Here is a 15,514-nt window from a genome sequence, read left to right as displayed (position 1 = left end):
ATTAAAAGAAAGCATTATGAAAAAAATCACACTATATTTTCTCTTTTTGATCTTTGCTCAAGGCTATGGTCAAGAATTAAATTTACCTGTATTTACACAGTATTTATCTGAAAACAATTTTGTTATTTCACCCACCTATGCAGGTATAGGCGATAATTTAAAAATTAGAGCAAATGGACTAACACAATGGGTTGGAATTAAAAACGCACCAGATAACCAATCAATTTATGCAGATTTTAGAATTGCAAATACTACAGGTATAGGTATCTCTGCATACACTGATAAAAATGGAAACACTAGGCAAAAAGGTGTTAAATTCTCTTTCGCCCATCATTTAATTTTAGATTATAAGTCAAAACAATATTTATCCTTTGGGTTATCGTATAACATCAATAGCTTTAGAATTGATATTGAAAATTTTAATACAACTTATGATATTCCAATATTAGATCCTAGTATTACAGATGATAGATCAGTCTCTAATAATAACTTTGATGCAGGTTTTCTTTACCGTTGGAAAGCATTTTATTTAAGTTTTAATGCCAACAATTTCATGAAGAAAGATACTGATCCTTATGTTGGTTTAGAACCTAGTCGATTATTAAATTATCAGTTATATTCTGGTTTAGTTTTAAAGACAAAAAACAACAAAGATGTGGAGTATGAACCTTCTGTATTTTTTCAATTCTTTGATAGCGATAAAAGATCTAGTACAGATCTCAATTTTAAATACCGAAAATTTAACAGAAAAGGCGATTACTATTGGTTAGGTGCGTCATATCGCTTTCTAAATGATCAGTTTTTTCAACCGCTCAATTTAGGACCTATGGCAGGAATAACATTTAACAAATTCTATTTTGGTTATGCATATCAATTCACATTTAATGATTTATCTGGTTACAATACTGGTACACATATGATCACTATTGGACTAGATTTATTTCAAGGTGCTAGTAATTGTGCATGTACAAAAGGAACGAGTAAGAGTTATTATAGATAGTGTATTATATATCTGTTTCTAATTTATAACCTACACCATGGATATTAGTTATCCTTATAGTGCTATCCGCTTTTAATTTTTTTCGTAGTTTGGAGATGTATGTATCAAGGCTTCTGCCAACAAATACACCGTTATCCTCCCAAACACGCTTAGTAAGCTCATCTCTTTTAATGATTTGATTCGGGTTGGCCACTAATAGTGCAAGTAATTCGCATTCTTTTTTAGATAATGCTATTTCCTCGCGCTCTTTAACTAATTTATTTTGTTCAGGATAAAAGTAGAAAATTCCTAATTTTTCACTTGTCTCATTATTATGCTTGTCATTACTAATATATTTTTTAACACCAAAATACAGAATACAAACAAGGACTAAGCCTAATATCAAAATTATTCCACTATTACTATAACTGAATTTAGTAGTGTTTTCAACATCGATAAATTGGAGTTGAATAATATAACAAGCTTTAGGTAAATTGCGACCTAAACAAGGAATAATTGTCCTTTCCTTTTCATCATTAACTTGAAAACTATATGATACTATTTCAGTTTTGCAGTCTTTTACCTCTACTCTATATTGATTTGATAAATCTGCTTTTTGTAAACTTTCTTCAATAATTTTGGTTAAGGTGCTTGGTTCAATAGACAATGGATCATTAAACGATAACTGATATTTATGAGAATTTAAGGGAATTACAGGTAAAACTAAGGATGTAGAATCTTTGTTTTCTAATAAAACTTTGTTACCAATATCTCGAATGGCAATTTTGGTAATTTCATTTAATTCTGTGTTTTGATCCGATGAGCAACATATAAGACTTAAGATTCCTATTACTACGATTATTTTATAAAAGAAAAAACGTTTTATTAATTTCATAATTACAGTAAAGAACCAATAATTCTTCGAGAAATAAACTAGTTTGACATTTATTTCACAGTTTTTTTACATTTTTAGAGTTACTAATATTTAATGAACGTTAAAAAATATATTGAAATAATTACATTAATTAATATTTCATATCTACCTATAATGAAGCATTTTAAATTGTGTGTCATTTTTTTTTTAAAACTATAGTTCTCCTAACTGATTTATTCTCATTAATGAGAATTTACATTAATTCCAAGACCTCATTTGTGTAAACACTACAAAACCACAGTATCACTTTTATCGTATATATAAGCATTTCAACAAATATTATTAAAATTCGTATATCTAAATGTGACTTAGTAATTTTTTGTGTCTCAAATATATTGTACGAAAATTACAATATTACCCTAAAATTACACCTAAAAATAATGCTTAAAGTCGTATACCTATTCAGTTTAAAGGATATTTAGTCTATTAATCGATTATTAAATTCTATTACTATCAGAATAGTTAATTTTAAGCGCTCTAAATGAATAAGATAAAATTAATATCGCTTATAAAGATTTGTGCATTTACCGTTTTTTTAGGTAGAGCATATCAATTGTATTTTTTTGGTGGTCCTTATCGCGCATTTTTATGGGATGAAAGTTTACTAACGCCTATTGTAGAAGGTGTTTTTAATTACAAGTGGTTTGATTATGCGACGAGTTCAATAGTAAACAGTTGGATTGACGGGTTTACAAGATTCAACAGTATTGTTTTCTTTCTCGCAGCTATATTCAGTTTGTTTTGGAATCAAATAAAATGGATTAAAATAAAGCTTTTTGTAATGGGCTTGGGATTAATATTATTATTTATTCTGGGTATTTGCATGGTTAAGGATAAAAATTATGATATTCTTCAACTGTTTGAAATGAGTATTCAATTAACAGCTCCATTTTTATTATGGAAAAACATTAACGTGAATCCTAATAATAAAAACTTAATTCGAGGTCTAAAAATAGCGATAGCGCTAACATTCATTCCTCATGGCATGCTAGCAATGGGCTTTCCTTATCGTCCTGGCCATTTCATTGATATGACTATTATGATTCTTGGCACTAATGAAACACAAGCCTCACAATTTTTATTTGTAGTAGGGTTTTTAGACGTTTTATGTGCAGTGTTAGCATTTGTTCCAAAAGTATCAAAGTATGCACTTTGGTATATGATTATTTGGGGTTTTGCTACAGCATTCGCCAGATTAGCTTCTGGTTTTAATATAAATTTTGTTTCACAAACATTACATGGTTCAAGCTATTTAACAATATATAGATTGGCACATGGAATACTTCCCTTAATAGTTCTTTTGTTAGAAAATAAAAGGACTATCACAACCCCTAAAATTCGCATAGCATGAAAAATAATTTACTTTTAACTTGCTTAATACTCTTGCTGAGTATTTCCTTAGGTTTTGCAAACAATGATAAATATCGTATAATGATTATGGATGATCCTTCTACGACTATTACTATTGGGTGGAATCAAATTTCAGGTACTTCACCGATAGTACACTATGATACAGTAGATCATGGAACAAACCATTTACTGTATGCAAATTCTAAAGCTGTAGATAGAACTGTATCTTTTAAAGGTATGGATAATCGTTTTGTACGTTTAACCGGTTTAACTGCAAACACTAATTATTATTTTGTTATTAATGATAGTGACGGTACAAGTCAACGCTTTTGGTTTAGAACAGCTCCAAATGATTTAAGTCGATTGTCATTTATTGCGGGTGGTGATTCAAGAAACAATAGAACACCAAGACAAGATGCCAATACACTTGTTAGTAAATTAAAGCCTCATGCTGTATTCTTTGGTGGTGATATGACAGACTCTAACAGTTCTGGTCAATGGCAAAACTGGTTTGATGATTGGCAATTAACTATTGCAAGTGATGGACGTATGTTTCCGATTGTACCAGCTAGAGGAAATCACGAATCTGATTCTGAAACAATTTATAAATTATTTGATACACCAAATGCAGATTCTTATTATTCAGTAACTTTTGGTAACGATCTTATTAAAGCGTATACACTTAATTCAGAAATTTCTGTTTTAGGAAATCAAAAAACTTGGCTAGAGAATGACTTAAGTACAGCCTCTACTAGTTTAAAATGGAAAATGGCGCAATATCATAAACCGATGCGACCTCATACCGATAATAAGGCAGAAAACAATTATTTATACGATGCTTGGGCACAATTATTTTATGATGAAGGTGTACGTTTAGTAGTAGATTGTGATTCTCATATGGCAAAGACCACATGGCCAGTAGTTCCGTCTGCAGATTCTGGCAATGATGAAGGTTTTGTAGTGGAACAAGTAAACGGTACCGTTTATACTGGAGAAGGATGTTGGGGAGCACCGATACGTGATAATGATGATGATAAAACATGGACTAGAAATTCTGGTAGTTTCAATCAATTTAAACTCATATTCGTTGACGAATTTAAAATTGAATTAAGAACGATTGAAGTTGATAATCCAAGTACAGTCGGCTCAGTGTCTAATACGGATCCATTTACATTACCGGCAAATTTAAATGTTTTTAACCCTCCAACAGGAGATGTAGTAACCATATCTAATTCTCCAGATATTAGTTGTCCGCCTCGAGGTGTTGTTTGTGATGATAATGATCCTACCACTATTTATGATGAAGAAGATGGTAACTGTAACTGTATTGGAGTGGATCAGGCAACTACAACTAATGAAACTTACAGTATTGTAAATAAAGCTGATGATGCAGAAGAATTTATTTCTACAGGAGCTGTAGATATTATTAGTACAGATTTAGAATTGGTAAGTGACGGTGGTTCAGATCAAATTATAGGATTGCGATATAAAGATTTTAATGTGCCTAAAGGTGCAACAATTCATCGTGCTTATATTCAATTTCAAACTGATGAGATTAGCACTGACGTTACCAATTTAACATTTCATGGAGAATTAACCGATGATAGTAGCGGCTTTACTACAGCCACAAATAATATTTCTTCAAGATCACTAACTAGCAATTCTGAGACTTGGAATAATGTAGAGACTTGGGATAATATTAGTGAAAAAAGTTATAAACAGCGTTCTCCATATTTACAATCCATTATAACTGAGATCATAACTCAACCAGGCTGGCAAATGGGAAATTCGGTAACATTTGTTATTTCCGGGTCAGGAAAACGTGTAGCTGAATCAAGAAATGGATCAGTAAATGATCATCCAAAATTAATAGTATATTATAATTCTAACTGCCCTATTCTTGACGTTTCACCTAGCGGAATGCCAACATGTGATAGTAATAATGATACATATTCTCAAGATTTAATAGTTAATTATAATGTTGCTCCAAGTACTGGCTCTTTGGTAGTAAATGGTCAAACATTTGCTATAGGTTCAAGTCCTCAGACGGTAACGCTTATAGGATTAACAGCGGATGGAATTGATGTAGATATAAATGCCTATTTTACAGATGAAGCTTGTACTTACAATAAAGAAAGAGGTTTTGAAGCTCCAAGCAAGTGCAGTTTAAATGGCATACCTGACAATGTACCCGATGATAATTCTAACCTAGCCTTACTATCAGAAGCTACGGTATATGGATCAATAAGTAATGGACGTGGAGTACCAACTGATATACTATACGATCCTGTAATTGATGATTATAGAACTGTAACAGCATATAACGAATATGGTGTTAATTATAATGAAAACCTTGGACTTCCCGGAGTTGATGATGGTTTTAAATGGCAAGTTAACTGGCCTAATGTAAAATATATGAATTATATTACATTTGGAGGCTCTTATGCTAATCAAGATCAATCAGATTCTATGTGGATAATTAGTCACAGAAAAGATGGAGTATGGACCATTCTAGATCAAGGTCAAGGTGGTTGGATTGATGATGGTATTTATGAATGGGGAGGACCAAATTTTGATCCAATTGAAGCAGATGCGTTACGTGTTCAAGTCTATAGTGATGGCTCCAATAGCTTAGTAAGCATACATTTAAGAGCTAGAGGTGGTGTTGCAAATAATAACAATGATAGTGCTACAACACCAAAGGCAACACTAATTCAATATTTATCACCTGGTAACAGTTGCGGTGTAAGTCTTCCTGCTAATTCAATCTTATACTGTAATGGGTCATGGATTAATACAGATGGACCAGATTCTAATTCAGAAACAACAAACACAATTATAGCGGATGGTACGTATACTATTTCGGTAGATGAAAATGTTGTAATTAACGACTTAGAAATTTTAAGTGGTGCAAGTATTATTATAGAAGAAGGTGCTAGTTTAACGGTTAAAGGAGACTTAATAAACAATGGAGATTTAATCTTAGAATCTATTTCAACAAAGTATTCAAATTTAATTGTTGAAGGTACTTCTACTGGTAATGTTCAATATAAGCGTCATGTGAATAATGCGGCCGGAACAGGTACTAGTACTAATGCCAATGATCTTATAAGCGCACCTGTAACAGGCCAATCTTTTGGAGATTTTAGAGCTGCTAATTCAAATATTCTATCAGGAAATATAGGAGGTAATTTAGCCTTTTTATTTGGTCCTTTTAGTACAACTACAGATGCTTATATTAATTATTCACCATCTGATGATAGTAGCACTTTAGATCCAGCAATTGGCTACAGAACAGGGTCAACTAATGGAGATACGTATACATTTGAAGGTATTGTACAAACAGGAAACGTCGATGTTATTATTAATTCTGGTGGTGCTAGCGATTGGAATTTAATTGGAAACCCTTATCCTTCATATATAGATTTTGATACATTTTTCAATCTAAATAAAACTCAATTAGATGTTGGTTCTTACCAAGCTATATATGGTTATGACGGTAGCGCGCATAACGGATGGACAGTTTTAAATAATTTAACTACTGGTCAATTAATTGCGCCAGGACAAGCCTTTTTTGTGAAAAGTAAATCAGGAGGAGGAACCATTTCATTTACTCCTGAAATGCGTACAAGTGGTTCAACTGATGATTTTATTGCAGGTAGAGGAACAAATGCTCATTATGGATATATTAGACTTAACTCTAGTGCAGCTGATTTAAGCTATAGTACAGATTTTTACTTTAATAGTAATGCTACGTCTAGTTTAGATCCAGGTTATGATGCTGCTTTATACAGCAGTACACCTCCAAACTTTTCTATCTATTCTTATTTAGTTGAAAATAATTCTGGAATACCATTTGGTATTCAAGCACTAAGTGAAACAGCAATGAATGATATTTCTATTTCTTTAGGTGTAAGTGCTTCTCAAGGACAAGAGGTTACAATTAGTATTCTACAAACTGATTTACCAGATAGTATTGATATTTATTTAGAAGACACAGCTAATAATACATTTACGTTATTAAATACTAGTGATTATGTCTTCATTGCGGAAACTGATATTTCGGGACCAGGACGTTTTTATTTAAGAACTGAATCACAGGCACTTGGCATTAATCAATCTTTAATAAATGAATTAAAAATAATAACTAATACATCTAACAATACAATTGATATTTTAGGGCAATTAGATTCCGATACTAGTTATAATCTATATGACTTACATGGAAGGTTAATTTTAAATGGTAATTTAAATTCAAGATCATCTGAACAGAGTATTGGTGTTAATAATTTAACTACAGGTATTTACATTTTAGAGTTAAATTCAGATTCTGGTTCAAAACGAATACAAAAATTAGTAATAAGATAAGGAATTAGAAAAACGCATAATCAATTAATGATTTTGCGTTTTTGTTTTAATATTAATTCCTACTTTTATTGCTCAATGGGTAAAAAAACTTTTCTTCAATATAAAGGTTATAATCGCACACCTTCACTCTTTTTCGATAACGGTTTTGAGTTATTTAAATCTATAGAATTAAATACTGTTGAAGATAATCTTGCTAAAAATATCAATTTTACAAATCAACGTTTAGGTAAACTGGTTGAAGAATTTGTGTTTTATCAATTGAAGCAATTACCCAATGTTAACTGGCTTGCAGAAAACCTTCAAATTCAAAAAGGAAAACAAACTATTGGAGAAATTGACGCTTTATTTATTAGAGAAAATAAATCAATTCATCTAGAGATTGTCTATAAATTCTATTTATACGATCATTCAAAAACATATAATAATCCTCTCTCCTACTGGATTGGCCCGAATAGAAATGATTCATTAGTATACAAATTAGAAAAATTAAAATCAAAGCAGTTTCCTTTACTTTATAAAAATGAAACCAAATTTCAGCTAAAAAAGATTAATATAGAAATTGAAGAATTTGAACAGCAGTTATGCTTTAAAGCGCAGTTATTTTTACCGTTTAATAATCGAGAGTTAAATTTAGAGTTATTAAATAAAGATTGTATTATGGGCTTTTATTGCTCATTTAAAGACATATCTACTTTTAATGAATTTGAATTTTATATTCCAAGTAAGTTAGATTGGCTTATTATTCCTCATAATGAGGTTGAATGGATAACTTATGTTGAAGCTGTTGCAGACATAAAAAAGTTTATTGAGATAAATAAATCACCAATGATTTGGCTTAAACATAATGAATCAACAATTGAAAAATGCTTTATAACGTTTTGGTAAACAATGAATAAAGAAGTCCATTATAAAATTTATAAACCATACGGTTATCTCAGCCAGTTCGTTAATCATCAAAACAAACGAAAATCGAAAAAACTGCTCAGTGATATATTTAACTTACCTGAGAACCTTATGGCTGTAGGTCGTTTAGACGAAAAATCTGAAGGTTTATTGCTTTTAACTACCGATGGAAAATTTAGCAATTACATTACTAGCACTAATATTGAAAAGGAGTATCATGTTATGGTAGATGGCATTATTACTGCAGATATTATTGAAGAACTTAAAAATGGTATTGAAATTTCAGTAGATGGAAAACCTTATAAAACAAAACCTTGTAAAGCCCATATTTTAAATGACGCTTCTCATATTTTTGATCGCTTTGTAAGAGACGAGCGGCATGGAATTACAACATGGTTATCTATTACGCTTATCGAAGGAAAATTTAGACAAGTACGCAAAATGACAGCTAAAGTAGGTTTACCGACATTAAGATTAGTAAGAGTCAAGATTGGTAAGTACAAATTAGGAAAAATGCAACCTTCAGAAATTTTAGAAATAAAGGCTAATTATTAGAAGCTGTGTCCTTCTCCTCTTCCTCTTTTTCTTCTGCTTGTTTATTGGTAATAATCATTTTTTCATTATTAAAAATGATTGTCGCTTTTACGCCAGTTAAGAGGTTCCATTCTTTTGAAGAAATTACATTACCCTTATCATCATATACCACAAATTCTGCAGTGTTAGGACCAGAATCACCTTGATTTAAAGCGACAATATCCACTGTGTTTTTACCATCTAATAAATCTACTTCAACCCGTCTATAACTGCTTGTTAATAGTAAATTGTTCTTAATAACTGCACCATTAATTAAAATCTGAACCCGATCTCCATCTGGATATTGGTGATCTCTACAAACAATATTTACAAATTTAGTATCAACATTGTGTTCTCCTAAAAACTGATCTGACATTTCTCTTATGATACCGCCTTTTACAGCTTCCTTGTTCCAACGTTTTTCATAAATCTCACTTGGACTTTTTAACCCATCATTTTCAATCATTGAAAAAGGTTTTTCAGACTCTCTTATAACAAATTTTTCCTGCTCGTCTTTTGTTTTCCCGTCGTTCTTTTTTTCCTCCTCTTCCTTCTTAAGTTTCGGAGCTACGTTAACTTTAATCAATGTTGAATCCTTATCTTTTTTAGATTCTACTGCTGGTATATGAATCGTTTTATTTTTTTTGTCTTTTATCTGACCAAAAACCACAGTACTGAAAAGTAAACTGCATAAAACGAATAAGACTTTAAAGATTTTCACAATGAAAAAATTGATTTTTATTTACTGTTTGATATTAATCAAAAACCATACCTGACTAACAATATATTCAAATTAAGTATATAATAATAGAAATAATAACAAAAAAAAGTTAAAACTTCCCATTAAAACTAATTCTGAGACGCCTATTATATTCTTCAAAAAGCCAATCTTTATAATTTTGAGTACTATTCATAATACAATAACAATATTGTTTTACCCTAAATGCGATTTCATCTTGAAGATCTTTTATTAACTCTCTAGCATCATAAACATCTTCACTGTTATCTATACAAATCTGAGAATGTTGAGCAATAGAACGCTCTATAACTGTAAATGATTTTTTGCCTGAATTTACGACATCTTTATATTCTGCTTTTACATCAAAATTTAATGTAAATGATTTCTTGAACTTAACTTTTAACACGTCTGGCATGGTATATACAAAATCGCGCTCTAATAATTCATCATCAACAATATTTTCAAGATAAAGATCGGGAAATTTAAAAATATGTTGCCAATCAACTGGTTGGTTCCAAGGGCCAAAACGTGCTTCATTATTTCCTAAGTCGATAACTTGAAACGTCTTTCGGTCTTTATAAATTCTACTTCCTCTTCCTATCATTTGAAAATACAAGGTTAATGATCTCGTAGCTCTATTTAGAATTATTGATTCCACTGATGGTTCATCAAACCCTGTCGTTAATATACTTACCGAAGATAAAACAGCATCAGGTGTATGCTTAAACCATTTTAAAATTTCTTTTCGTTCTTGCTTACTTGCTGTATTATCTAGGTGTTGTACGTTGTAACCAGCCTTTTTAAATGTGTAATAAACTTCTTTAGAGGTATAAATTCCGTTATTAAATATTAAAGTTTTTTTACCCTTTGCCATTTCCTCATAAGCAGATAACAGTTTGGTTTGCATTAAACTATTGGTGTAAAGCGCTTCCGAAGATTTTACAGTATAATCACCATTTATACCAATTTTTAACGTCGTAAGTCCAACATCATAACTATAAACTTCAGCATTGGCCAAAAATCCGTTTTTAATCAATGTAGAGATATCATCACCAACAATTAGCTTTTGATAATTATCCTTCATCGGTAGTTTTATATTACTACTTAAAGGCGTAGCCGTAACACCAAGAATAAAGCAATTTTCAAAGAATTTAAATAGTTTTCTAAATGAATTATAGTGGGCTTCATCAATAATTACTAAACCTATATTTTTTAATTCAAAATCATTTTCAGACAATCGGTTATTTAAGGTTTCAACCATGGCAACAAAACACTGATACTCGTCCTGATCTGGTAGTGTTTTAACTTTACTATTAATAACTTTGTTATCTACATTAAAACCAGATAATACATTAGATGTTTGCTTGCACAACTCAATTCTATGGGTTAGGATTACGACCTTTTTTTTATGCTGCTCTACGTATCGTCTAACTATTTCAGAAAAAATAACAGTCTTTCCTCCACCAGTTGGTAACTGATAAAGCAGATTAAAATCTGTAGACTCATTTTGCATAACATCAAAAATGCGATTAAGGTCTTTTATCTGGTAATCATAAAGACTTTTCTCAGTTGCATTTTTTTTTATTATTTCAATTTCTGACGACATAAATTATATTTAGCAAATGTTTAATTTCGCAAAAATAGCACATTGTAAGGGTTTTTATTGTGAATTGTTAACAAGATTTAACAAGATTGGTACTGTTGTTGTGAATGTTAAAGAATTAACATTTAAATCTTTATATTATGAAATCATTTAGAAGACATTCTGCAACGGTCAATGCAGGATCTATGGCAGACATTGCCTTTTTACTATTAATTTTCTTTTTAGTGACTACCACAATTTCTGCCGACAAGGGAATATTACGGCAATTACCTAAAATTTGCGAAACTGGTAACTGTGTTGCCGATATTGCAGAACGAAACCTTTTGCGCATAGGTGTAAATGACAATCAAGAAATAATGATTGATGGCACTATCGTGACACTCCATGAAATTAAACCAAAAGTTGAAGCCTTTTTAGATAATAATGGTTTAAGTACATGTGATTATTGTGTAGGTTCTAAAGATGCGGAATCTTCTGATCATCCTAAAAAAGCAGTAATCTCATTGAGCCATGCGTCATTAACTAAATATGATAATTTTTTAGCAGTACAAGATGAAATTACAAAAGCCTATTATAAATTGAGGGCGCGCTACGCTCAACAAACGTTTAATAAATTACCGGAAGATTTAACAAAGTCTGAATTAAAGTTAGTACAAGAGGCGTATCCATTTATTGTTTCTGAGGTTATGGTAAAATAATCTAATTAGTAATTGAATCCTTTACTGTCAAACAGTATTGGATTCTTACTTTTTTCTTGCCCCATTTTTTTGCTTTACCAACATCATTTCCCATATAAATGTCTATTCGTTTTCTCCAACGCCTATTCATTTTATCTTTAACAGTATATAAACTATCAAAACCCTGAATCTTTACCCTTGTATTATGCACTAAGCCAGAATCTAATAAATCTCTTGAAACAGCAATATATCTTAAACCAGGTTTTAAACTATCTCCAAAAGCAGTAATTGAAGGATTAGAACTCGTTTGATAAGCCAACGAATTATATGCAGTTGCTATAACTTCAATATTCTTTGTCTCACATTGATCCTCCTCTCTTCCCAAGCATGCATAGCACAACACAAATGAAAAAAAGGTAATTATAGAATAGCGTTTCATATTATAAAGATACTTAAAATTGTTAAAATTTGTTAAAATACTACATTGTATTGCATAGTACTGTAACATTTTATCAAATCCGTCGTCTATCTAGTATAACCAATTAAAATCAAAATATTATGAGAACTTTAAACAGCAACCAATTATCTAGTACATCAACAGAATCAAAAAGTTATTCTTGGAACAGCAAAAGACGTTACAGATAATTATTAGTCATCAATCAATCAATCAATCAATCAATCAATCAATCAAAATTATGAAAGCATTATCAAAAATTGTCAATACATCTAATAGTTTAGATGATGACTTGAAAACCAAAAAAGTCTAATCTAAAGACATCATTATAAAACATTAAACCAAAAAAAAGTCAGTTTCTAATTAAAGAAACTGACTTTTCAATTTTAATGAACTAAGCTTTAGTTCTTAATTAACTTTTTAGTTAATGTATTCGTTCCTGAAGTTAACTTCACAAAATATACACCACTTTGATAAGCTGAAACATTAACTTGATTTACAACATTAGATTCTAAGTTACCATTTATTATTTCTTGTCCTAAGGTATTAAAAATTGAATATTTAACTTCTGAATTTAAGTTAGTTAACTCAATATTTATCAAATTATTAATAGGATTTGGATATACTTTTATTGCATTACTTAAATCAAAGTCATTAATACTTAACAATTCTTTAGCGTTAAAGGTCACAGACTCTGAAGAAGCAAAATCTCCACCTGAAAGAATTACCGCTGAATTTTCATCTTCTAAGGAATAAGAGCCATTTCCAGTAAAGTTACTACAGCATATACCGTCACCATAAGAATCAAAAATAGTGAAGGTGTAACATGCATTGAGTGTTGGTAAAGTAATTACTTCTTGATTTGTTGAATTATTTGCATAACTAAAAGTTGGCCCACTACTCACTATTGAACCAGAGCTATCTTCTAAACTCCATGTAGTTTCGTAACCATAATTATCAGTTAATATATTAAACGTTACTGTAGAGGTCGTGTAAGAAGGTGAAATATCAAAATTAAAAGTTGAAGCATCATTAGATGTGTTTTCATCTGATGTTGCATTAGGATTAGAAACATTTAATGAAAATGAATGACTACCAGAAGCTAAATCTGAATATGTAGGAGTCGCTATAATTACGCTAGCTCCACTCGCTAAATTCCCTGTCCAATTTATTGTCGTACTGGTTTCTGAATCTAAGTTATACACTACAGTAGCAGACGTTAAATTTAAATTTCCATGATTAGTCAATGTAATTTCAGGTGAAAAGTCTTCTCCACAGATTTCTGCACTGTTATTAGAACCTGCACTTACAGTAGCATCGTTATCATAGGTTTGTAAAGCAGGATATTGACCAATAGATGTCACACCTGAGTTTGATGGATCTAACCAATCTTTTAACCTTGTAGCAGAGGTTGTTCCATAATCCCAAGCAACACCAAATCTTCCATAAAAATCATACTGACCGTTGTTAGATGTGCCATTACATGCAGCAGCACCACCAGAAAGCATACCAATTAATTCTCCGTTTTCATTAAATAAACCAGATCCCGAAGAACCCTGCTCAGTAACTCCTAATTCCCACTCTGTGATATACCACATTTGAGTGTTTGCATTACCATTAAAACTAATTGTATTTCTAGTAGCACCATCATCATCTCTACAAGTTTTTTGAATATCTCCACTAGGATGATGAACACCAAAATTTACATTAGGTGTTACAGATGTTGAGTTATTCCAACCTGCCCAAACAACATCTGGGTTATTATTAAAAAAACTTGTATCTGTAATTTCAACTAACTCCATATCTGATTGCGAACTATTTGCTCTTAAAACAGAACCACTAACCGTTTGGTCAAAAGTTCCATTAGGGCTACTTGCTGTTGTACTACAAGACGGATTTGGACTTCTCCAATTAAACCTAAATGCCCAACTACCTTCTCCACCACTACAGTGGTTAGCTGTCATAAAATAAGGTGTTCCGTCATTATTGGTGTTATTTACTAGCGTACCTGAACAAAAACCAGATCCACCTGTAACCAGCATTCCAGCTGCTTTTTTAACTTCTTCTTTCCTCGTATCTAATTGATATGGATCAGATGCTGGTGAAATATCACAATCAACATCTTGATTACAATTACCTGAATCACCTAATGATTTTTGGTATGATTCCGCAGTTCTATAACCATGGACAACTGAACCTACAACAATAGAGGCATTACCTGAAACATTTGCTGGCTGATAATATTCAATTACAGCATGGTCTCCTTCCACTAACCAAGTACCTAGAACATTTTCTTCGTTATTATTATAATGGGAGAAAGGTCTTAATAAATCTGTTTTCTCGCTATTGTAAACATAAAGCTTTGCTCCTTCTGGGACGTTAAACACATCAAACATAAAGTTTAATGAATGTGCATTTTCAGAGGTATAAGACATTCTCCAAATTCTATCTCCATTCTCTAATGTTGTCCATTGACCAACACTATTAAAATTATGACCAACATACAATTGATGTCCAAAACGCCATGGAATTGATTTGTTTTCATCGTTTATTTTATCTTCTTTCTGAAGTTTTTTAAGATCAAAAGATTGTAGTTTATAAGGTTCTAAACTACTTAAATTTTTAAGTTTCCAACTTGGTGGCTTGATATCATCTGGTATTTGCTGAGCAAAAGCTAGTATAGAAACAAATAATAAGGGTAACAGTAATTTTATTTTCATAAGGGTTGTGTTTTGTAAATGCTAAATTTAACCATTTTATAAACTTTATTCTAAAATTTAACAATAATCGGATTTAAGAATTTTATTTTTTTGATCTAATAGAATAAAATGATATACAAGAGCATATTTTTATATGGGCCTAAAAATAATGAATCATGGGAGTCTATCGAGAATATATTATACCTAACTAAAATATTTATCTACCAAAATTGGT

General features: G+C 31.0%; 11 protein-coding genes. 6 read left to right on the top strand and 5 right to left on the bottom strand.

Annotated features, from left to right (window positions below):
* Positions 1–16 precede the first annotated feature (16 nt).
* On the top strand, positions 17–1,000 hold the full coding sequence (locus tag Q0891_RS06340; RefSeq protein WP_299099877.1) for a type IX secretion system membrane protein PorP/SprF: 984 nt from the start codon (positions 17–19) through the stop codon (positions 998–1,000).
* A gap of 4 nt (positions 1,001–1,004) precedes the next feature.
* On the opposite strand, the gene Q0891_RS06335 is transcribed toward Q0891_RS06340, so the two are convergent.
* The gene (locus tag Q0891_RS06335; RefSeq protein ID WP_299099875.1) at positions 1,005–1,874 is read right to left on the bottom strand and encodes a winged helix-turn-helix domain-containing protein; all 870 of its coding nucleotides are present in this window, start codon (positions 1,872–1,874) and stop codon (positions 1,005–1,007) included.
* A 520-nt stretch (positions 1,875–2,394) separates the two neighbouring features.
* Between Q0891_RS06335 and Q0891_RS06330 the strand changes: the two genes are divergently transcribed.
* The 4 genes from Q0891_RS06330 to Q0891_RS06315 all read left to right on the top strand — a co-directional run bounded on the left by Q0891_RS06330 (position 2,395) and on the right by Q0891_RS06315 (position 9,089).
* On the top strand, positions 2,395–3,264 hold the full coding sequence (locus Q0891_RS06330; protein WP_299099874.1) for a hypothetical protein: 870 nt from the start codon (positions 2,395–2,397) through the stop codon (positions 3,262–3,264).
* Positions 3,261–7,631, top strand: coding sequence for a fibronectin type III domain-containing protein (locus Q0891_RS06325; RefSeq protein ID WP_299099872.1), 4,371 nt, complete (start codon positions 3,261–3,263; stop codon positions 7,629–7,631). Before Q0891_RS06330 ends, Q0891_RS06325 begins: the two co-directional genes overlap by 4 nt.
* A 75-nt stretch (positions 7,632–7,706) precedes the next feature.
* Complete coding sequence (locus Q0891_RS06320) at positions 7,707–8,516, top strand: DUF1853 family protein (RefSeq protein ID WP_299099870.1); 810 nt, start codon at positions 7,707–7,709, stop codon at positions 8,514–8,516.
* Between the two features lie 3 nt (positions 8,517–8,519).
* Positions 8,520–9,089, top strand: a complete 570-nt coding sequence (locus Q0891_RS06315; protein ID WP_299099869.1) for a pseudouridine synthase — start codon at positions 8,520–8,522, stop codon at positions 9,087–9,089.
* Here Q0891_RS06315 and Q0891_RS06310 read toward each other — a convergent pair.
* Both Q0891_RS06310 and Q0891_RS06305 read right to left on the bottom strand, forming a co-directional pair.
* Positions 9,079–9,828: a hypothetical protein gene (locus Q0891_RS06310; protein WP_299099868.1), complete on the bottom strand. Its 750-nt coding sequence runs from the start codon at positions 9,826–9,828 to the stop codon at positions 9,079–9,081. The two genes, Q0891_RS06315 and Q0891_RS06310, sit on opposite strands and share 11 nt — an antisense overlap.
* Positions 9,829–9,937: 109 nt before the next feature.
* A complete protein-coding gene (locus Q0891_RS06305; RefSeq protein ID WP_299099866.1) occupies positions 9,938–11,452 on the bottom strand; it encodes a DEAD/DEAH box helicase in 1,515 nt (504 codons plus the stop codon).
* Positions 11,453–11,589: 137 nt separating this feature from the next.
* Here Q0891_RS06305 and Q0891_RS06300 point away from each other — a divergent pair, with 137 nt between their 5' ends.
* Complete coding sequence (locus tag Q0891_RS06300; protein ID WP_299099864.1) at positions 11,590–12,147, top strand: biopolymer transporter ExbD; 558 nt, start codon at positions 11,590–11,592, stop codon at positions 12,145–12,147.
* 1 nt (position 12,148) lies between these two features.
* Here the strand turns inward: Q0891_RS06300 and Q0891_RS06295 are convergent, their stop codons facing one another.
* Positions 12,149–12,565 carry a hypothetical protein gene (locus Q0891_RS06295; protein WP_299099861.1) on the bottom strand — a complete coding sequence of 139 codons (417 nt, stop codon included), beginning with the start codon at positions 12,563–12,565 and terminating at the stop codon, positions 12,149–12,151.
* A gap of 416 nt (positions 12,566–12,981) precedes the next feature.
* Entirely contained in the window at positions 12,982–15,300 is a 2,319-nt protein-coding gene (locus tag Q0891_RS06290; protein WP_299099859.1) for a T9SS type A sorting domain-containing protein, read from the bottom strand.
* Positions 15,301–15,514 lie beyond the last annotated feature (214 nt).

The sequence above is a fragment of the uncultured Winogradskyella sp. genome (assembly GCF_947498005.1).
In the GTDB taxonomy this organism is placed as follows: domain Bacteria; phylum Bacteroidota; class Bacteroidia; order Flavobacteriales; family Flavobacteriaceae; genus Winogradskyella.
Note: the sequence above shows the minus strand (reverse complement) of the source record. Positions and strands in the feature narration are given on the sequence as shown.

Bases quoted from the DNA above. Each gene is read 5' to 3' on its own strand.
- Q0891_RS06340 (WP_299099877.1), top strand. From the start codon at position 17: ATGAAAAAAATCACACTATATTTTCTCTTTTTGATCTTTGCTCAAGGC.
- Q0891_RS06335 (WP_299099875.1), bottom strand. From the start codon at position 1,874: ATGAAATTAATAAAACGTTTTTTCTTTTATAAAATAATCGTAGTAATA.
- Q0891_RS06330 (WP_299099874.1), top strand. From the start codon at position 2,395: ATGAATAAGATAAAATTAATATCGCTTATAAAGATTTGTGCATTTACC.
- Q0891_RS06325 (WP_299099872.1), top strand. From the start codon at position 3,261: ATGAAAAATAATTTACTTTTAACTTGCTTAATACTCTTGCTGAGTATT.
- Q0891_RS06320 (WP_299099870.1), top strand. From the start codon at position 7,707: ATGGGTAAAAAAACTTTTCTTCAATATAAAGGTTATAATCGCACACCT.
- Q0891_RS06315 (WP_299099869.1), top strand. From the start codon at position 8,520: ATGAATAAAGAAGTCCATTATAAAATTTATAAACCATACGGTTATCTC.
- Q0891_RS06305 (WP_299099866.1), bottom strand. From the start codon at position 11,452: ATGTCGTCAGAAATTGAAATAATAAAAAAAAATGCAACTGAGAAAAGT.
- Q0891_RS06300 (WP_299099864.1), top strand. From the start codon at position 11,590: ATGAAATCATTTAGAAGACATTCTGCAACGGTCAATGCAGGATCTATG.
- Q0891_RS06295 (WP_299099861.1), bottom strand. From the start codon at position 12,565: ATGAAACGCTATTCTATAATTACCTTTTTTTCATTTGTGTTGTGCTAT.
- Q0891_RS06290 (WP_299099859.1), bottom strand. From the start codon at position 15,300: ATGAAAATAAAATTACTGTTACCCTTATTATTTGTTTCTATACTAGCT.